The 18913-nt window shown below is 66.7% G+C and carries 14 protein-coding genes; 3 read left to right on the forward strand and 11 right to left on the reverse strand.

Going from position 1 to position 18913, the window contains the following annotated elements:
* Window positions 1-115 precede the first annotated feature (115 nt).
* Entirely contained in the window at window positions 116-328 is a 213-nt protein-coding gene (rpsU, locus tag AC04MI_RS12715; RefSeq protein WP_476497914.1) for a 30S ribosomal protein S21, read from the reverse strand.
* A gap of 309 nt (window positions 329-637) precedes the next feature.
* On the opposite strand from rpsU, the gene AC04MI_RS12720 reads away from it, so the two are divergent.
* Window positions 638-3889 (forward strand): EAL domain-containing protein, encoded by a 3252-nt coding sequence (locus tag AC04MI_RS12720; protein ID WP_436077842.1) that lies wholly within the window; start codon window positions 638-640, stop codon window positions 3887-3889.
* A 120-nt stretch (window positions 3890-4009) separates the two neighbouring features.
* Here AC04MI_RS12720 and AC04MI_RS12725 read toward each other — a convergent pair whose 3' ends face one another.
* The 3 genes from AC04MI_RS12725 to AC04MI_RS12735 all read right to left on the reverse strand — a co-directional run bounded on the left by AC04MI_RS12725 (window position 4010) and on the right by AC04MI_RS12735 (window position 9049).
* Window positions 4010-5257 (reverse strand): BaiN/RdsA family NAD(P)/FAD-dependent oxidoreductase, encoded by a 1248-nt coding sequence (locus AC04MI_RS12725; RefSeq protein WP_436077843.1) that lies wholly within the window; start codon window positions 5255-5257, stop codon window positions 4010-4012.
* A 132-nt stretch (window positions 5258-5389) separates the two neighbouring features.
* Window positions 5390-7612: a TonB-dependent siderophore receptor gene (locus AC04MI_RS12730; RefSeq protein ID WP_436077844.1), complete on the reverse strand. Its 2223-nt coding sequence runs from the start codon at window positions 7610-7612 to the stop codon at window positions 5390-5392.
* 252 nt (window positions 7613-7864) lie between these two features.
* Window positions 7865-9049, reverse strand: a complete 1185-nt coding sequence (locus AC04MI_RS12735) for an ABC transporter substrate-binding protein (RefSeq protein ID WP_436077845.1) — start codon at window positions 9047-9049, stop codon at window positions 7865-7867.
* Between the two features lie 232 nt (window positions 9050-9281).
* Here AC04MI_RS12735 and AC04MI_RS12740 point away from each other — a divergent pair, with 232 nt between their 5' ends.
* Entirely contained in the window at window positions 9282-9764 is a 483-nt protein-coding gene (locus AC04MI_RS12740) for a DUF4124 domain-containing protein (RefSeq protein WP_436077846.1), read from the forward strand.
* Between the two features lie 185 nt (window positions 9765-9949).
* Here AC04MI_RS12740 and AC04MI_RS12745 read toward each other — a convergent pair whose 3' ends face one another.
* Complete coding sequence (locus tag AC04MI_RS12745) at window positions 9950-11083, reverse strand: sterol desaturase family protein (RefSeq protein WP_476497915.1); 1134 nt, start codon at window positions 11081-11083, stop codon at window positions 9950-9952.
* A gap of 118 nt (window positions 11084-11201) precedes the next feature.
* Here AC04MI_RS12745 and AC04MI_RS12750 point away from each other — a divergent pair, with 118 nt between their 5' ends.
* Window positions 11202-11690 carry an acyl-CoA thioesterase gene (locus tag AC04MI_RS12750; protein WP_056058237.1) on the forward strand — a complete coding sequence of 163 codons (489 nt, stop codon included), beginning with the start codon at window positions 11202-11204 and terminating at the stop codon, window positions 11688-11690.
* An 88-nt stretch (window positions 11691-11778) separates the two neighbouring features.
* Here the strand turns inward: AC04MI_RS12750 and AC04MI_RS12755 are convergent, their stop codons facing one another.
* The 6 genes from AC04MI_RS12755 to AC04MI_RS12780 form a co-directional block, all read right to left on the reverse strand.
* Window positions 11779-12483, reverse strand: a complete 705-nt coding sequence (locus tag AC04MI_RS12755) for a methyl-accepting chemotaxis domain-containing protein (protein WP_056743954.1) — start codon at window positions 12481-12483, stop codon at window positions 11779-11781.
* A 241-nt stretch (window positions 12484-12724) separates the two neighbouring features.
* Entirely contained in the window at window positions 12725-13558 is an 834-nt protein-coding gene (cobA, locus tag AC04MI_RS12760) for a uroporphyrinogen-III C-methyltransferase (protein ID WP_056743955.1), read from the reverse strand.
* The gene (gene ybiB, locus AC04MI_RS12765; RefSeq protein WP_436077847.1) at window positions 13555-14478 is read right to left on the reverse strand and encodes a DNA-binding protein YbiB; all 924 of its coding nucleotides are present in this window, start codon (window positions 14476-14478) and stop codon (window positions 13555-13557) included. The genes cobA and ybiB overlap by 4 nt, the downstream gene beginning before the upstream one ends.
* Window positions 14479-14646: 168 nt before the next feature.
* Entirely contained in the window at window positions 14647-17493 is a 2847-nt protein-coding gene (locus tag AC04MI_RS12770; RefSeq protein ID WP_476497916.1) for a nitrate reductase, read from the reverse strand.
* 127 nt (window positions 17494-17620) lie between these two features.
* The gene (gene nirD, locus AC04MI_RS12775) at window positions 17621-18022 is read right to left on the reverse strand and encodes a nitrite reductase small subunit NirD (RefSeq protein ID WP_005798149.1); all 402 of its coding nucleotides are present in this window, start codon (window positions 18020-18022) and stop codon (window positions 17621-17623) included.
* 68 nt (window positions 18023-18090) lie between these two features.
* Entirely contained in the window at window positions 18091-18903 is an 813-nt protein-coding gene (locus AC04MI_RS12780; RefSeq protein ID WP_476497917.1) for a type IV pili methyl-accepting chemotaxis transducer N-terminal domain-containing protein, read from the reverse strand.
* Between the last annotated feature and the right edge of the window lie 10 nt (window positions 18904-18913).

Below are 18913 nucleotides of genomic sequence, written 5' to 3' on the forward strand. Positions count from 1 at the left end.
GCGTTGCAACGACGCCAGAAAGCCTTTTGGCAAACCCCAAAAACAAAAACCCGCGCTTGGCGTCCCTAGCGCGGGTTTGTCGGCACTCCGTATCAGGACGGGGCCAAAGCGGTACTTAGTACAGCTTCTTGGGCAGTTGCATGCTGCGAACGCGCTTGTAGTGACGCTTCACGGCAGCAGCCTTCTTGCGCTTGCGCTCGGCGGTGGGCTTTTCGTAGAACTCACGGGCGCGCAGGTCGGTCAGCAGGCCGAGCTTTTCAWTGGTGCGCTTGAAGCGGCGCAGTGCAACGTCAAAGGGTTCGTTTTCTTTTACGCGGATCGTAGTCATTAGCTAATGTTTTCCAAATGGTGCCTGCAGAGGGGCTTGGGGAGATCGGGCCTCAAGTCCGTACAAAGCGGTTTCCCCGTCTGTAACTAGTATTTGGCCGACGGGGCATTGCCAGCAAAGCCGGAGATTATAGCCTTTATCCACGCCCAGAGCGCAAGGATTGCCGGTCTGTCCCCGAACAGGGCGTCCGGTGGGCTTCTGACAGCCGGGCCGCACCGCAATGGCGCGGAAGTTGCTTCACGTTGTAACACTCCTATTCACCGGTGGAGAGCCCTGGCCATCCGCCCGGGCGGCCCCGCCGCAGACACCATGGCATTCATGCACCGCGTATCGGGTTGGCTGGGCCGGCTCAGTGTGGGCCGCAAGCTCATGCTCATCTATCTGCTGGACCTGACGGCGGTGATCTACGTCTCCAGCATCCTGATCCACGAAAAATACCTGGCGATTGATTTCACGCGCAAGGAGGTGGTGGGCACGACCTACGCGGCCGTGGTGCGCGATGGGCTGATGGGGCAGTTCCTGGATGCTTCGCAGCAGCCTCCGCTGGTGGCCGATGTGCTGACCCGCCTGGACGACGTGCGGGCAGCCCACGACGAACAACTGCACACGGCCGAGGTGGGGCAGCGGTTTGGCGTGGCGCTGCAGCAGCTGACGGGCCAGCCCCAAGGGGGCGCTCCAGCTGCTGATCCGCAGACGCTCACCCGGCTGCGCAGCCAGCTGCTGCGCGAGGGGCGTGAGCTGCTCACCACGGTGGGCAACCAGTCCAACCTGATCCTGGACCCGGACCTGGACAGCTACTACGTGATGTCGCTGGTGGTGCTGCGGTTTCCCGAGCTGCTGCAGGCGGTGCATGACACCGTCAGCTTCTTGAATGCGGCGCCGTCGCGGCGCGGGCCGCAGTGGTCGTCCGAGCTGCTGACGCTGGTGGGGCGGCTGGATGCGGTGATGCTGGGTATCGAGTCGGACTACAACCAGGCGTTCATTGCAGGCTCGCCCGAGATGCGGGCTGCGCTGGTGCGCCAGCGCGAGGCGCTCAAGGCGGCGCAGGAGGGCTTTCAGGCCTTGCTGCAGGGCATTGCGTCGGGCGAGTCACGCCTGACGGTGGCGCAAGTGGGTGTGCAGGAGGCACAGGTGCTGGGCGCGCTGCGCGATGCCTGGTCGGTGGGCATTGTGGACCTGGAGCGTTTGCTGAACCAGCGCGCCGACAGCCTGTTTGCCCGCATGTGGTTGCACTTGGGCACGGCGCTGGTGCTGCTGGGCTGCATCCTTTCGCTCGTCACCCTGGTCGCGCGCCAGATCGCCAAACCGCTGCAGCAACTGGCCCGCGTGGCCGACGAGGTGCGCAAGAGCGGCGACCACACGCTGCGCGCGCACTGGGCCAGCCGCGACGAGATCGGCCGCCTGGTTACCGCGTTCAACGAGATGCTGTCCCAGCTCGACCGCGACCGTGTGCTGCAGCAAGAGTTGGCCGCCAGCGCCCGCGCGGCCGAGGCACAGCGCGAGCTGGTGGAGGCCTTCCCCATCCCCATGGTGGTCACGTCGATTCCCGAGCACGAGGTGCTGCACTCCAACGCACCCGCGGCCCACTGGCTGGGGGGCCGCAAGACCGACCCCTGGGCCGTGGGGCTGGAGCCCGGCGTGCGCGCGCGCTTCTTCCAGCGCCTGGCGGACCAGGGCTCGGTCGATGAATTTGAAGTGCGCTGGAAGGGCAGCCCCGAGCCTTCGTGGGCCGTGCTGTCGGCGCGGCGCCTGCAGTTCCAGGGGCGCGACTCGGTGCTCACCGCTTTCACGCCCATCAACGTGCTCAAGGTGATGGAGCAGCGCCTGGAGCTCTGGGCCAAGGTGTTCGAGGCCTCGTCCGAGGGCATCATCATCATGAACGCCGAGCAGCAGATCATCAGCGTGAACAAGGCGTTCTGCCGCAGCACGCACTACGACTTCTACGAGGTCATTGGCGAAGACCTGGGCTTTCTGCTGGAAGAGGCGGGCGCCGAGCCGCTGTCGGTGCAGATCCAGCGCACCATGCTCGACAAGGAGTCGTGGCAGGGCGAGGTGCGGTTTCGCCGCCGCTCGGGCGAGACCTACCCGGCCTGGCTCATGGTGTCGGCCGTGCGCGAGGGCAAGGGCGGTGCGGTGGCCAACCACATCGGCATTGCCATCGACATCACCGACCGCAAGCTCAACGAGGAGCGCATCCAGTTCCTGGCGCACCACGATGTGCTCACTGAGCTGCCCAACCGATCGCTGTGTGTGCAGCGCCTGCAGATGGCGCTGGCACAGGCGCCGATCACGGGTGAGAAGGTGGCGGTGCTGTTCATCGACCTGGACCGCTTCAAGGCCATCAACGACACGCTGGGCCACCACATTGGCGATGGCCTGCTGCGCTCGGTGGCCGCACGCCTTACGCAGGCCGTGCGCAGCCGCGACACCGTGAGCCGCCTGGGCGGCGACGAGTTTGTGGTGGTGATGCGCGACGTGGCCGGGCGCGAGGATGTGCAGCAGCTGGTGGAGCGGCGGCTGATCCCGCTCATCCGCCAGAGCCACCCGGTGGAGGGGCATGAACTCAATGTGTCCTGCAGCGTGGGCATCGCCGTGTACCCCGAGGATGGCAGCGACATTGACGAACTCATGCGCCGCGCCGACGCCGCCATGTACGAGGCCAAGACCACCGGCCGCGACATGGCGCTGTTCTATTCCATGGAGACCGACCAGCGTGCGGTGGCCCGCCAGACCATGGAGCAGCAACTTCGCCGCGCGCTGGAGCGCCACGAGCTGAGCCTGCACTACCAGCCCCGCCTGAGCGCCCAGGGCACCCAGCTGTTGGGCGTGGAGGCGCTGCTGCGCTGGACCAGCCCGGTGCTGGGCTCTATACCGCCCAGCGAGTTCATCCCCATCGCCGAAGAGACCGGCATGATCCGCGCCATTGGCAGCTGGGTGTTGCAGCAAGCCTGCGAGCAGTGGGTGCGCTGGCAGCAGCTGGCGCTGGAGGCGGGCCCGGGCGATGCCTTGATGCCACACCCGCTGGCCCGGGTGTCGATCTCGGTCAACCTCTCGGCCGCGCAGATGTCCGACCCCGCGCTGGTCACCGACATCGAGGCACTGCTGCTGCGCACCGGCATGCCGGCGCACCGGCTGGAGCTGGAGATCACCGAGTCCCAGCTCATGGACAACGCCCATGCGGCCGAGCAGCAACTGGCGGCGCTCAAGGCGCTGGGCGTGCAGCTGTCCATCGACGATTTCGGCACCGGGTATTCCAGCCTGGCCTATCTGAAGCGCTTTGACATCGACCGCCTCAAGGTGGACAAGTCCTTTGTGCGCGACATGCTGGCCAACCCCGCCGACATGGCCATCACCCGCGCCATCATCGCGCTGGGCCACACGCTGGGGCTGCGCATCGTGGCCGAGGGCGTGGAAGACCTGGCCACGGCCCAGGTGCTGAGTGCGCTGGATTGCGAGGAGCTGCAGGGCTACCACTTCAGCCGCCCGCTGCCGGTGCCGGAGCTGGAGGCCTGGGCCCGACAGCATTGCGGATTGTTGACGCGAGAGGCAGCGGCAGCGTAGCGGTCAAACGGGCGCTGCGCGCGCGCGGGACGCCGGGCAAGGGCCGCCCCGCAGCGAGGGCGTCGTCCCCCTGCCCGCGCAGCGTAGCGTAGCGAGAGCAGGGGGAAGGCCCGTAGGGCCTCAGGGGGGTGTTGCTGCCAGCGCCTGCGCGCAGGCATATGCGCTGGCCCAGGCCCACTGAAAGTTGTAGCCGCCCAGCCAGCCTGTCACGTCCACCACCTCGCCAATGAAGTACAGGCCGGGCTGCGTCTTGCACTCCATGGTCTGCTGCGACAGCGCGCGCGTGTCCACGCCGCCCAGCGTTACTTCGGCTTTCTTGTAGCCCTCGGTGCCCGTGGGCGTCAGCTCCCAGCGCGCCAGCTGCTCCGCCAGGCGCGCCAGGGCCTTGTCGCTGGCCTCGTTGATGGGGCGTTGCCAATCCGCCTCGCGGCTGGCCCACGCGTCGGCCAGGCGGCTCGGCACCAGCGTGGCCAGCTCGTTGGCAACCAGCTTGCGCGAGCGGGCCTTGCCCTGCGCCAGCGCAGCGGGCAGGTCCACCGTGGGCGCCAGGTTGATGGCCAGGGGCGTGCCCTCCTGCCAGTAGCTGGAGATCTGCAGCACCGCGGGGCCCGACAGGCCCCGGTGGGTGAACAGCAGGTCTTCGTCAAACGCCATGCGGGTTTTCTTGGCCCCTGTGCTGATCTGCACCGGCAGCGCCAGCCCCGACAGCTGCGCATACGGCGCCCAGCCCGCACCGTCAAAGGTCAGCGGCACCAGGCCCGGCTTGCGCTCGATGAGCGGGATGCTGAACTGCTGCGCGAGCCGGTAGCCAAAGTCGGTGGCGCCGATCTTGGGGATGGACAAGCCGCCGGTGGCAATGACCAGCGCACCCGCCGACACCGGCCCACGATCGGTATCAATTTGATAGCTGCCCGGGCATGATTCACTAGCGCTTGATGCCAAAAAGTCTATTTTTTTGACGCTACAGGGCTGCCAGTGGGTCACACCACCCGCCTCGCACTCGGCCAGCAGCATGGCAATGATGTCCTCGGCCGAGCGGTCGGCAAACAGCTGGCCCTTGTGCTTTTCATGAAACGGGATGCCGTGCTTTTGCACCAGCGCGATGAAATCGGCGGGTGTGTAGCGCGACAGCGCCGAGCGGCAGAACTGCGGGTTCTGCCCCACAAAGTGTTTGTGCGGCGCGGCCGGGTCCAGGTCGCGGTTGGTGAAGTTGCAGCGCCCGCCGCCCGAGATGCGGATCTTTTCGGCCACCTTGTCGGCATGGTCGATGAGCAAGACCTTCAGGCCCCGCTGGCCCGCCTGGCCCGCGCAGAACAGGCCGGCAGCGCCGGCGCCGATGATGATGGCGTCAAAAAATGGGAGGGACACGGGAAGGCATCAAAAGAGACAAAGGTGTGATTGTCCCCCGGCTGCCCCGGGGCCTGCTCCGCACGGCGCGATGCCGCTGCGGCGCAAGCCCCGGTCGCCCCCTCGCTCCCTCTTGTGTTGCGGGTAGGCCGGTCAGAAAGCCGCGCGCAGCGTCACGCTCAGATTGCGCGGGTCCGCATAGTTGCCGTAGTCCAGGTTGGCCCAGTACTTCTGGTTGGTCACGTTGTTCACCGCCAGCGTGGCGCTCACCTTGGGGTTGAACTGCCAGGACGCGCGCAGGTTGAGGATGGCCTTGGGCGACTGCTTCACCGTCACCGTGCCGCTGGGGTGCGGGATGTTGAAGCCCTCGATGGCGCTTTGCCAAGTCAGGTTGCCGCCTACCGACAGCGGCGCCAGCGCGCCCGACAGCTGGTAGTCCGTGCCCAGTTGCAGCAGGTAGTCGGGCATGTTGGCGTAGATCAGGTCGGTCGGGGCACGCGTGACCTTGGCGCGGGTCAGGCCCGCGCTCACACGCCACTGCCGGGTGGCCATGCCTGCAAACTCCAGCTCGAAGCCGGTGGACTTCGTGCCGTTCACGGCCACGTAGGGCAGGCTGCCGTCGGGCAGCGGTGTGGTGATGGCGCTGTCGCGCACGCCGAAGTTGTCTTGCTTGGTCTGGAACACCGCAAAGTGCGCCTGGATGCGGCGCTCGAACAGCTCGGCCTTGAGGCCAGCCTCGGCATTGCTGCCGATGACGGGCGACAGCGGATTGTTGTTGCGGTCCTTGTAGTTCTGCGGGTTGAAGATGCGCGCGTAGCTGGCGTAGGCCGACAGGGTGGGCGTGATGTCGTACACCGCGCCGATGAAGGGCGTGACCTTGCGGTTCTCGTCCTGGATCGCCGAGCGGCCTGCATAGCTGCCGGTGGTGCCATAGGTGTCGGAGTGGCGGTGCCAGTCGGTCAGGCGCAGGCCGGTGAGCACCGACAGCGGGTCGGCCAAGCGCCAGCGTGCCGAGGCGAACAGGCCCGTCTGCTGCGTGATCTGTGTGCGCCAGGCGCCGGTCTTGGAATAGGTGGGTGCGGGCGCGTTGCCATCCCAGGTGTAGATGTTGGGGATCACATAGCTCCAGCCCGCCACCGAGGTGTAGCCATCGGTGCGCGTGGCGGTGCGGGTGGAGCTCATGCCCACCACCAGGTCGTGCTTGCGGCCGCCCAGCTCGAACTTGCCCGACAGGTAGGCGTCCACCGTGTCCTGCGTTTCGCTGCCGCCGCTCACGGAGGCATACAGGGTCGTGCCCGCGCCGGTCACCGGGTTGATGAAGGGGGCCTGGCTGGTGGTGGCGCCATAGCCGTAGGTGCTCAGGCGGAATGTGTCGCCCTCGGTGTGGTTCAGCGCGGCCTTCAGGCTCCAGTCGTCGTTGAGCTGGTGGTCCAGCGTGGCGTAGAGCGTGCCGGAGGTGCGCTCCCAGCGCGTCCAGGGCGGCGAGAAGCTGGTGGATATCGGCAGGTCAATCGGCACGCCCGTGGTCGCAAAACGCGGGATGGTGCCCCAGATCGGCGCCTTGGGGTCGTTGGACTGGCGCTGGTAGCCCAGCGACACCACGGTGGCGGTGCCGATGTCGGCCTCCACCGCGGCCAGCAGGGCGGTCTTGTCCTCGGAGTAGCGGTCGCGGAAGCTCTCTTTCTTCTGCGGGGCCACGACCAGGCGGCTGCGCACGCTGCCGTCGCTGTTGAGGGGTGCGTTGATGTCCAGCTCGCCCCGGTACAGGTTCCAAGAACCCGCCGTGAGCGCCACAGACGCGGCGAATTCGCGCTGGGGGCGCTTGCGGATCATGTTGATTGTGGCCGAAGGCACGCCCACACCGGTCTGGATGCCGTTGGCGCCGCGCACGATGTCGATGCGCTCGTACAGCGCGGTGTCGAACTCCTGGTTGGTGCTGCTGCTGTAGCTGGGCAGGCCGTCGGTCTGGAAGTCGGTGATCTGGAAGCCGCGCGCGTAGTACAGCGGGCGCTGCGTGTCGTAGAAGCTCACGGCAATGCCGTTCACGTTGCGCAGCACGCTGTCAATGCTGGTGAGCGACTGGCGCTCGATCTGCGCGCGCGTCACCGTGCTGACGGACTGCGGCGTTTCACGCGGCGTGAGCTGGAGGCGGGTGGATGCGCTCTCGCGCGCACCCGACACGGTGACGCTGTCCAGCGCCTTGGGCTCCACGACCTGGTCGGTGTTGGCTGTGCCCGAGAGGGAGGGTTCGGCGGCGGGCGCTGGTGACCCGGCGGCGGTCTGGGCACTGGCGGTGCCCATCATGTTGGCTGCGAGGAAGGCGGCCACCGCCAGAGGATGGAGGGCACAGACAAGCTGTCTGCGGGGTGCGTGCATGAAAGGGCTCCTGGGGGAAATGCGTTGGCAGGCTGGCTGGCAACGCTCCTCCGACGGGATGCACGGCTGGCTGGGATTTGTAAAATTTTAAATACAAATGCGAACTATTCGCAAAAACGTGGCAGATATTGCCCCAAGGTGCGGGTTTTTGTTGTTCTGGTGGCACAACTCACCGGGTGGGACGCCCACGCGGTGTGCCATGCCCTGCAGGCCCGCTGGCGCCGAAGCCGCCAGCGACTGCTGATGCGGCGCTTACTGCCTGTACACCCCGCCAGTGCCCACCACCGCAATGTCCACATAGTTGGACCCATGGTGGTTCTGCGGGCTGAACTGGTAGCTGAAGCCTCCCAGGTCCAGGTTGCCCAGGCCCTCCATGGCCGTGACCAGGCTGGTGCGTGTGACACCGGGGCCTGCGGCGCGCAGGCCTTCGATGAGTACGCGCGCGTCCATGTAGCCGGTATAGCGGTCGTAATCCACGGGCTTGTCGTAGCGCTTCATGGAGGCCTGGAAGTCCCGCGTGAGCGCAATGGTGGGCTTGGTGGGCGAGGGGCCCGTTCGCGCCACCGCCAGGCCACGCGCATCGTCGCCCAGCGCCTTGAGCACAGCGGTGCCTGCGCCCAGCGACAGGGTGTAGATGGGCACGCCCAGGTGAGCGCGGTTGGCCCGCACATAGGCCACTACCGACGGGCCTGCTGCCACCAGCAGCACGGCCTGCGGCTTTTGGGTGGCCAGGGCCTTGGCGGCTTCGTTCGCGTCTTCGCCCGATGAGGCTAGTGCGTGCGAGCCGGCCAGCGCAGCACCCTCGGCGGCAACCGTCTTTTCCACCAGGGGCAGCAGCAGTTTGCCGAAGTCATTGTTTTCGTAGGCCACAGCAATGCGCGAGGTCTGCACGGCCACCAGGTTGCGCACGATCTTCACCAGTTCGTCGGCATAGCTGGCGCGGGTGGTGAAGAGGTAGGGGTGCTGCTGCGCGCGGACGGCGGGGCTGCCGGTGTACACGGAGATCAGCGGCAGTTTGGCCTGCGCCAGGTAGGGCAGCAGCGTCATGACCTGCGAGGTGCCGGCCACGCCAAACAGTGCCAGCACGCCGTCTTTTTCGCTCAGCTGCTTGGCGTTGTCCAGCGCACGGCGGGCGTCAAAACCATCGTCCAGCGACACCAGCCGGATCTTGCGGCCACCGATGCCGCCCTTGGAGTTGGCGTCTTCCACGGCGGCCTCCTGCCCCTCGTGGATGGGCGACAAAAACGGCGCCATGCCGCCTGACAGTGCGGTTGAGCGGCCGATGAGGATGTCTCCCTTGCCGCCGCCGGCGGGCTGTGCGCGGGCGGGCAGGCCAGCCAGGGCCGCGCTACCGGCCAGCGCAAGGACCAGGCTGCGGCGGCGCGCCAGGGGCAGCCCCTGGTCGGCGGGCCACGCATTTGCATTCGGGGTCTTCATCACACAGCATCTCCAGCAAAAAACCGATTCAAAGGGCTGCGAGGCCCCGAAGAGCGGCGATGGTAGGAGGGCGCTGTGCCCCGCACGCACCGGGTTTCTACCGGGGGCGCGTCATCTTAGGGACATGTGTCTATCCACCCACGGCTCTGACGGCACCCGCGCAAGACGGTGCGATTCGCCCCGCCCCATGCGGCGCGGTAGCATGTGGCAAGGACCTGCCGAGGACAACACCATGACTTTGATCCGCTACGCCCTCTGTGCCCTGGCGCTGGGCTGCCTGGCCCCCGCCTGGGCCATCAACAAGTGCACGGACGCCAATGGCAAGGTGTCGTTCCAGGACGCGCCTTGTGCGGGCGAGGGCGAGAAGATCGACGTGCGCCCCACCACCCGTGGCGCCACCCCTGTGCAGCCGACTGCAGCGCCTTTGGCCGAGGGCGCATTTGGCCCCACCTGGCAGCGCAAGAATTACCTGCAGACCCAGGGCATCCCCCAGGCGCGCGCCGCTATCGAGCGCAACCAACGTGAATGCACGGCCCAGCCCAATGCCGTGGCCACGGCAGGGCCGCTGCGGCGCGGCAACCTGCCGTCGGGCAACCAGTTTGTGCAGGAGGGTGCGGAAAAGGCCGCCGATGCCAAAGCCGCGTGTGAAGAACGGACCGAGGCCCTGCGCGAGCAACTGCGGGTGCTGGAGCGAGAGCTGGCGGCGATGCCCTAGGGATGTCCTGCATAACTCCCTGCGGTCAGTGATAGCGCGGACTCGGACCATCCGCTGCGTTGCTTTTCTTGCCAGTAGCACGGCTATTGGCTGCAAAAAGACGCCTTGCGGCCTGCCCCGATCCGCACTACCACCGCCTCGCGAGGGTTATGCAGGACATCCCTGGCCCTGCACCTGAAGAGTCCTCATCCCTTCCAGGTGAACGGAAACTTGAACTGCTTCACAAAGCCGTTGGGCACGTAGTCGCCCAGCACGCCATAKTGCTCGGGCCAGAGCTTGGTGCTTTTGACGGCGGTGCCAAACAGGTAGTCCAGAAACGCGAAGTGCGCGGCGTAGTTCTTGTCGAGCGCCTCCWSGTCCTGGCTGTGGTGCCAGTGGTGGAAGTTGGGCGTGACSAKCACGTAGCGCAGCGGCCCSAGSCGSACGCTCACRTTGSMGTGGTTGAACACSGCCTGGAAGCCCACCACCACGATGTAYGCGTCGATCACTTCCTTGSWRAAGCCCAGCACRTAGATSGGSGCCAGCACCAGCGTGCGSGTGATYAGCAGCTCSARGATGTGCTGGCGCGAGCCSGCCATCCAGTCCATGCTYTTSACGCTGTGGTGCACSGCRTGCAGGCGCCACAGCASSGGSACCTCGTGGTAGGCGCGGTGSGTCCAGTACTGCACCAGGTCGGCCACCAGGATGATGAGAAACAGTGCCACCCAGAAGTTCAGCCCCTGCACCCAGCCGCGAATGCCGTCGCTCGCCGCCCAGCCAAAGAACTTGTGCACGATGAGGTTGGTGGCCAGCAGCACAAAGCCCACCACCATGTGGTTGACGATGAAGTGGTGAAAGTCCGTCTGCCACTCGGCGCGGAAGATGGGCTGGTCCTTGCGCAGCGCAAACAGCTTCTCGATGAAGATGAAGATCAGCGAGCTGCCCAGCAGGTCCAGGATGAACCAGTCGAGGCCGATGTAGGGTGTGTTGTCGGGGAAGTTCGGGTCCACCTCCACCTTGTGGCCGCCCAGCAGCGCGGCAATCGCCACGATGGCAAACGCAAAGGTGGCCAGCCAGCGGGCGCGGTTGAACAGGATGTTGACCAACGAGATGCCGCCCGCAATTGCCATGGCCACCAGCATGATGTTGCGTATCACCGCCACGTCGTAGCTCTTGCGCAGCTGCGGCGTGGTGAGGTACTCGGGGAAGTGAAAGGCCAACACGCCCAGAAGGCACAGGATGGCCAGCGTGAGTGCAATCACGCCCGACACCAGCCCCTTGCCGGTGCGCAATGCGCCGTGGCTTTCGGTGAATTCGTTGAGTTTTTCTAGTTCGATCATCGGTTCCTCCTCGCACCCGGTCAGCAGGTGCTGCGCGAGTGTAGCGAAGCTGCCACCCGCTGTGCACCGGGCTCAACTTGCACGCGACGCAGCACACGCAGCTTTCTAAAATCGCTGCATGAACATCCCTTCACACCAACTCAGCATGACCGTGCTCATGTCGCCCGACATGGCCAACTTTTCGGGCAACGTGCACGGCGGCGCCATCCTCAAGCTGCTGGACCAGGTGGCGTACTCGTGCGCCAGCCGCTATTCGGGCTGCTACACCGTGACGCTGAGCGTGGACCAGGTGATGTTTTTGCAGCCCATCCATGTGGGCGAGCTGGTGACGTTTCTGGCCAGCGTGAACTACACAGGCAGCTCGTCGATGGAAGTCGGCATCAAGGTCGTGGCCGAAGAGATCCGTTCGCAGGTGGTGCGGCATGTGAACAGCTGCTTTTTCACCATGGTGGCGGTGGATGAGGCGCGCAAGCCCGTGCAGGTGCCGCCACTGTCGCCTTCCACCCCCGACGAACGCCGCCGCTGGGACGCTGCGGTGATCCGCAAGACGCTGCGCAAGGAACTGGCACAGCGGTTTCAGCAAGTGCGAGAAACCGCCGGGCAGTAAGCCGTTGAGTGGGCGCCTTGAATGGACGCCTTCCAAGGCCCTGGGCGCATCGCCCCGGGCCTTTTCTCTGCCCCTCACGCTGTGCTGCTCAGGCCGCGTTGCGGCTGCGTCCGGCCAATGACACCGCCTGCAGGGACAGGCCGTCAATTTCGTTGGTGATGCCTGACAGCACATTGGCCACCACCGCAAACTCGCGCCCGTGCTGCCCGGCACGCGCTGCCATCACCTGGGCGTTGAAGCTGACCACCTTGGCCTCGCGTGCCACGGTCTGGATCGAGGCCACGATGCCGGCCAGCTCTTTCATCAGGGTTTCGGACTGCGCCTTGCTCACCTGGTCGAACGCGGTGGTGGCCGTGTTGAGTGCGTCGAGCACACCGTCGGTGGTTTCGACCAGCCTAGCCAGGGCGTCTTCCACGCGCGGGCTCTGGCGCTCGGCCAAGTCCAGCGCCGTGCCCACCTGCTGGGCAAACGCGTCGATGGTGGCGCCCACACCCTGGGGGCCGTGATAGGCCTTGCGGATGATTTCGCCGCTGGCGGCATCGAGGTGGCGGGGCGTGTCCACCAGCCGGGCCTGGCTGTCGGTGAACAGCGTGAGCGAGCTGCGCGCGGCCTTCAGGTGCAGGTCGCTGCCGCGCGCGGCCAGCACGGTTTGCAGCACCATGCGCTGCGACAGCATGCGCTGGCGCGCTGCAAGATTGACGAGCGACATGCCCCCATCGCGCGATGGAGCCTGTGCAGGGGACGACAGCGTGGGCATGCTGGAAGTGCGTGCGGGGAGGGGGAAGGCTGCCATGGTGTTCCTTGTGCGTGTTGCATTCAGAYGCATGTCTTCAAGCAATACCCGGGCCAATGTGCGTACAGCTGCGTGACCCAATGCGGTGCTGTGGAGCGGGAGGCCAGGCTTGATGAAACACGCGGCTGCGCAGCGCGTGGGCGTGCACTGAAGCACATTGGTTTGCGCTCGCGCACGGTGCATCCCCGACCTGCGCAGCGCGCAATCGGGACTGTGGAATTGTGGGGGTCGTTGTGTGTGCTCAGCCCGCGCGCCGGGCCTGCAACGGCACTGCGCCAGCGTCCTGCACGGCCAGTGCGACACCACGCACCACATCGCCCACCACAATCACCGAGGGGCTGGCCAGCCCTTCGCGGGTGATGGTGGCGTGCAGCGCTCCCAGGGTGGTGATGGCATGCCGCTGGTGGGGCAGGCTGGCGTGCTGGATGACGGCGACCGGTGTGTCTGCAGGCAGGCCGGAGAGCAGCTCTTGCTCGATGGTGGCGGCGCCGCTTACGCCCATGTAGATGACCAGCGTGAGCTTGGCGTCGCGCGCCGTGGCGGCCAGTTGGCGCCAGTCGGTGCCCGCGTCACCGGGCTTGGCGTGGCCGGTGACAAACACCACGCCATGGGCATGCTCACGGTGCGTGAGCGGTGCGCCCAGCGAGGTCAGGCCCGCCAGGCCTGCGGTGATGCCGTTGATGACGGTGACCTGCACGCCGGCGGCACGCAGGTGCTCSACCTCTTCGCCRCCSCGGCCGAAGATGAAGGGGTCGCCGCCCTTGAGSCGCACCACGTTCTCCCCTTCGTTCACGGCCATCAGCATCAGCTTTTCGATGAAGGCCTGYGGCGTGCTYTTGCAGCCGCCGCGCTTGCCCACGTAGACGATGCGCGCCGTGGGCGATGCGTGCTCCACGATGGCATCGCTCACCAGGTCATCCACCAGCAGCACGGTGGCCGCCTGGATGGCCTTGAGCGCCTTGAGGGTGAGCAGCTCCGGGTCGCCCGGGCCTGCGCCCACCAACGTGCAGCTGCCGCCGGTGCCCAGGTGGGGTGGGGGTGTGGGCGATGTGGTGGAAGGCGTGGGGCGGCTCATGGGGATGTCTCCGAAACGGTTTGATCGACCAGTCGCAAGATATGTTCCACCTGCCGTTCGATGGCGTGTGGAATGGGCAAATCGCCCGCCAGCACCTGGCGCGTGTAGGCGGCTGTGGTGGTCACATCGATCTCGGCGGGCAGACCGGGCACCTCGCTGGCCGTGCCCGGTTGTTGTGCCTCCAGCACCGTATGCACGCCTTGCACAAAGCCGTCGTAGCGGGGGGTGCGGCGTGGGTCCGTGGCGACCTCGCCCTCCAGCCCGCGCGAGAGCAACGCGTTCATCCCCAGGGTGCGGAAGGTGCTCTGCAGCATCTCGAAATATTCGGGGTGTGTGTACGCCGTGACCACCACCGACGGCCCCGCGCACGGGCTCATCAGCTTGACCACACTGTGCCCTGGGTTGCGCAGGCCCACCACCTCGCGCACGGCCAGCAGGCGTGCCAGCCCTGCGTGCAGGTGCTGCGTGTGGATATGGCGGACCGTGCCATTTGCTATCTTTTCAGGAGCCATCAGGGCAGATACTTCTAGCGCATTGAGCACATCCGATGCCAAAACGCGCCGCGCCTCGGTGCGCATGCCATGCAGCAGTACGGGCAACCCTTGACGGGCCAGCAGCAGCGCCAGCAGCGGCGTCAGCACCGGCAGCTTGCGTGCGCCGTTGTAGCTGGGCAGCACGATCAGCGGGCGGTCGGTGGCGGGCAGCAACGCTAGGCGCTGGTGGGTGGCGTCCAGAAAGCCGCACATCTCTTCGGACGTCTCGCCCTTGATGCGCATGGCCAGGCAGAAGGCGCCAATCTCCAGGTCGGTCACGGCGCCGTCCAGCACCTGGCCGAACAGGTCCGTGGCCTGCTCGCGCGTCAGCGGCTTGGCGCCGCGCGCGCCGCGGCCGATTTCCTTGATGTACTGGCTAATGCCCATGGCTTTTGTTGGCGGGACTTGTGAAACAGGGCGCCAGCGTCGTTGTTTCGGCTTGCCGTACAGGCGTACTGTCTGCGCCGAAAGCGCCTAGCTGGAGCCCTGTTGCACAAGTCCTGGTGGGGTTTGTTGGTTCGAGGGCTATTTTCCTGCAAGCAAGAGAACTTTTGGTTATATGACGGCCTGCGCGAGCGGTTTGGACGCCAGTGGCCCCGTGCTGCGCACCATGCGCTTGAGTTCGGGCACGCACGAGCCGCAGTTGGTGCCGCAGCGCAGTTGGCCTTGCAGTTGCGCCAGGCGGTCGTCGTCGGTGCCATGGCAGTGCGCCAGTTGGGCGGTGATGGCGGCGTCTGTCACGTTGAAGCAGGTGCACACCGGTTTGCCGCGCGACTGCACGGCCACGGGGGCCTTGGCGCCGGGCACCAGCAGCAGGCGGCCGTAGGTCTGTGCAGGAAGCTCTTCCTGCAGCAGGGTCTTGAGCCAGCCTTCGGCGCTGGTGTCGCCAGCGAGCACGATGCCTTCGAGCGTGGTGTTGTCGCCCTGGCGCGCCAGCCGTGCGGCGCGGCGCTGTCCTCGATTTTTGTCGGCATAGCGCAGCGTGTCGGCGCCTGCCATGCCCAGCAGGGCCTCGATCTGTGCGATCAACGCATCGGGCGGTGCCTCGTGGGCGGCGGCGCGCAGCAGCACGCCAGTGCGCTCGCGGCCGGGCTCATCCAGCGGGGTGTTGTTGCTGAAGGGCACGCAACTCGTGTACTGAAAATAGGGAAACTGCGCCATCAGCGCAGACAAGGCTTCGCGCGCTGCCAGTGCGCCTTCGGCAGGCAGCCAGGCCATGGCCAGCAGCGTCCACGGCAGTTCGGCCTTGAGCACCWTGACGGCCGCGTGTTTCAGCTCGGGCTGTTTGGAGGTGGGGCAGAACGCCGAGGTGGTGAGCGCATTCACGCCCGCCAGCCGTTCGCCGGTGGAGGACACGCCGCTCAAAAATTCGCTGCCCCAGTGCATCGCCATGAACACCTGCGACAGGCCCAGCGTGGTGTCGGCCTGCACGGGCACCACGATGGAGCCGCGCTTGCTGGTCACATGCACCAGGTCGCCGCTGGCCAGCTTGCGCCGCTCCATGTCCTGCGGGTGCATCTGCAGGCTGGGTTCGGCCACATGGCCAAACAGGCGGCCCAGCGTACCGGTGCGGGTCATGCCGTGCCACTGGTCGCGCAGGCGGCCCGTGGTCAGGCTGAAGGGGTAGCGCGATTCGCGTTGTTCTGCGGTGGGTTGCCAGGCATGCGAGGTAAAACGCGCACGGCCATCGGCGGTGGGGAAGATGCCGTCTTCGTASAGGCGGGCCTTGCCGGTGGTGGCGCCTTCAGACAGCGGCCACTGCTGCGGGCCTTGGGCTTCAAGCATTTCCCACGACAAGCCGGTGATGTCCAGGTCGCGCCCGCGCGTGCTATCGCGGTGTTCATTCCACACGGCTTCTGCGCCTGCATCGGCAGCGTCGGTGGCGTACGGGAACAGCGTCGGCGCGCCAGGCCGCAGGCGTGCCTCCAGCTGGTGCGCAAACTGCACCGCAATGGCCCAGTCGTGCCGCGCCAGGCCGGGCGCGGGCACGGCAGGGCGCACGCGGGAGATGCGGCGCTCGCTGTTGGTCACCGTGCCGGTCTTTTCACCCCAGGTGGTGGCGGGCAGCAGCAGGTCGGCAAAGGCGCAGGTGGCGGCAGTGGCAAAGGCTTCTTGCACCACCACAAACTCGGCGCGCTGCAGCGCGCGGCGCACGGTGGCCTGGTCGGGCATGCTTTGCGCGGGGTTGGTGCAGGCAATCCACAGGGCCTTGATCTCGCCGTCGGCGGCGGCCTGGAACATCTCTACGGCCGTCTTGCCGGGCTTGCTGGGCACATCGGCCACGCCCCAGAGCGCGGCGACTTCGGCGCGGTGCTGCGGGTTGGCCAGGTCGCGGTGGGCGCTGAGCAAGTTGGCAAGGCCGCCCACCTCGCGCCCGCCCATGGCGTTGGGCTGGCCCGTCAGGCTGAAGGGGCCCGCGCCGGGTTTGCCGATCTGCGCGGTGGCCAGGTGCAGGTTGATGAGTGTGGCGTTCTTGGCCGTGCCGCTGCTGCTTTGGTTGAGGCCCTGGCAATACAGGCTCAGGGTGGCTTTCGATGTCGCAAACCACTTGGCCGCAGTGGTCAGGTCGGCCACGCTGATGCCGCAGGTCTGCGCCACGCGCTCGGGCGTGCAGTCGCGCACCAGGGCCTTGAGTTCGTCAAAGCCCGTGGTGTGCGCGGCGATGTATTCGGCGTCGGTCCAGCCTTCCCACAGCATCAGGTGCAGCATGCCGTTGAACAGCATSACGTCSSTGCCGGGYTGGATSGGCAGGAACAGATCGGCSATGCCCRCCGTGTCGGTGCGGCGYGGGTCGGCCACGATGAYCTTCAKSCCGGGGTTSGCGGCSYKYGCRTCYTCGATGCGGCGGAACAGGATSGGGTGSGCCCASGCSGCATTGCTGCCCACGATGAAMAGGCAYTGCGCGTGGTTCACGTCGTCRTAGCAGGCSGGCGGCGCGTCGGCGCCCAGCGTYTGCTTGTAGCCGGCCACAGCGCTGCTCATGCACAGGCGCGAGTTGGTGTCGATGTTGTTGGTGCCGATCAGGCCCTTGGCGAGCTTGTTGAAGACGTAGTAGTCCTCGGTGAGCAACTGGCCGCTGACGTAGAAGCCCACGGCGTCAGGGCCGTGCTGGGCGATGGTGTGGGCGAACCGGTCGGCCGCCAGCGTCAGTGCGGCATCCCAGGTCACGGGCAGGGCGGCTTCGTTGCGCTGTGCGCGTTGCAGGGGGTGCAGCAGGCGGGTTTGCAGGGTGACCGGGCTGGTGGCTGTGAGGTGCAGGGTCGAGCCCTTGGTGCACAGGCGGCCAAAGTTGGCGGGGTGTGTGGGGTCGCCGCGCACACCGGTGATCTGGGTGCCTGTGCTTTCGATGATCACGCCGCAGCCTACGCCGCAGTAGGGGCAGGTGGATTTGGTTTCTTGCATGGCGTGGTTGGGGTTGTTTTGGCCTCAGGCGCTAGTGCATGTTGTGCTGTCAGCTATTGTTTTGATAGTGTTGTCGTGTCCTCGCCGGGTACGCATGCGGCGCATGGGGCGCAACACTCTCCACCGCTCACACGCCCACCGTCCTGCGCGCAGGCCCTGCGATGGGGCGCGTCAAATCCGTGGCCACCGTCGCCAGCTCGCTCGCGTCCAGGTACACCGCGCCGTCTTCCACCTTCACGGCAAACTTCGGCGTGCAGCCCTCATCGGGCGCCGAGGCCTGGCCGTCGCACAGGCCAATGGTCCAGTTGTGCAGGGGGCACGCCACATGGGTGCCAAACACGATGCCCTGGCTTAGCGGGCCGCCCTTGTGGGGGCAGCGGTCCAGCAGCGCGAACACGCCACCGGCGTCGTTGCGGAAGATAGCCACGTCCAGGCCCTGGGGGCGCGCCACGCGGCGTGAGCCCAGCACGGGGATGTCGTCCACCCGGCAGATCAGCTTCCATTCAGGGGTTGGGTTGTTGGTGGTCATGGGAATCGTCCTTGGTGTTGTTCGGTGGGATGTCGGGGGCGTGCAGGGGGCCGTTGCAGGGCAGGCCTTCAGCTGCTGCCCAGCGCTGCATACAGGCCGGTCACGCGGTCCATGMTGGCGAGCAGGTTCTCGCTGCTCACAAACACTTCCGACACCTGGCGGAAGGTGTTGTTGCTGGTGCCCAGGCGTTGCAACGCGGCGTCAAAAAACACCCACTGGCCATCGGCCAGCAGCAGCTCTTGCCGGATGCGATCGGTGGCCTGTGGGGCATTGCGCAGCAGCTCGGTGGCGCTGATGAACTCGTCACGCGCCTTGGCGATCTCGGTGGTGGCGGTGGAGGTGTCCACCCCCAGCATGGCCGACAGGCAGAACTTGGCCATGCGCTGGCTCAGCATGCGCTGGCGGCCTGCCACGTTGACCAGCTTGCCCACGGGCTTGCCCGAGGCGGCTTCGTACTGCACGGTGCCCTGGTGGGCCAGGGCCAGCACCTTGGCGTCGGCCTGCAGCAAGGCGGCAGCGCCGTCGCGCGACGGGCTGGTGCCCAGCAGCGTGGCCTTGTGGTCGGTCCAGGCCGATTCCAGCTGGGTGTAGGTGTCGCGGATGGTGGGCGAGGGCGCGTAGGCCTTGAGTTCGCCCAGCTGGCGCTCGAACAGCGCCAGCGACTGGTCCAGCACGGCGCGCGCGGCTGGCGTGTCGGATTTGTGCGCCAACGCCAGCCAGGCCTTGCCCATGCGCTGGCTCAGCATGCGCTGGCGACCTGCCTTGTTGATGGCGTCGTTCAGGTCGGCGACCTGGGCCTGGGCGGTGCCCAGCGACATGATGCCCAGGGTGCTCCAGGCCGTGGTGTAGCCGGCGGCGGTCAGCAAGGTGCGGCGTTGCATGGTGTGGGGC

It is taken from the genome of Acidovorax sp. LjRoot204, from assembly GCF_056175785.1.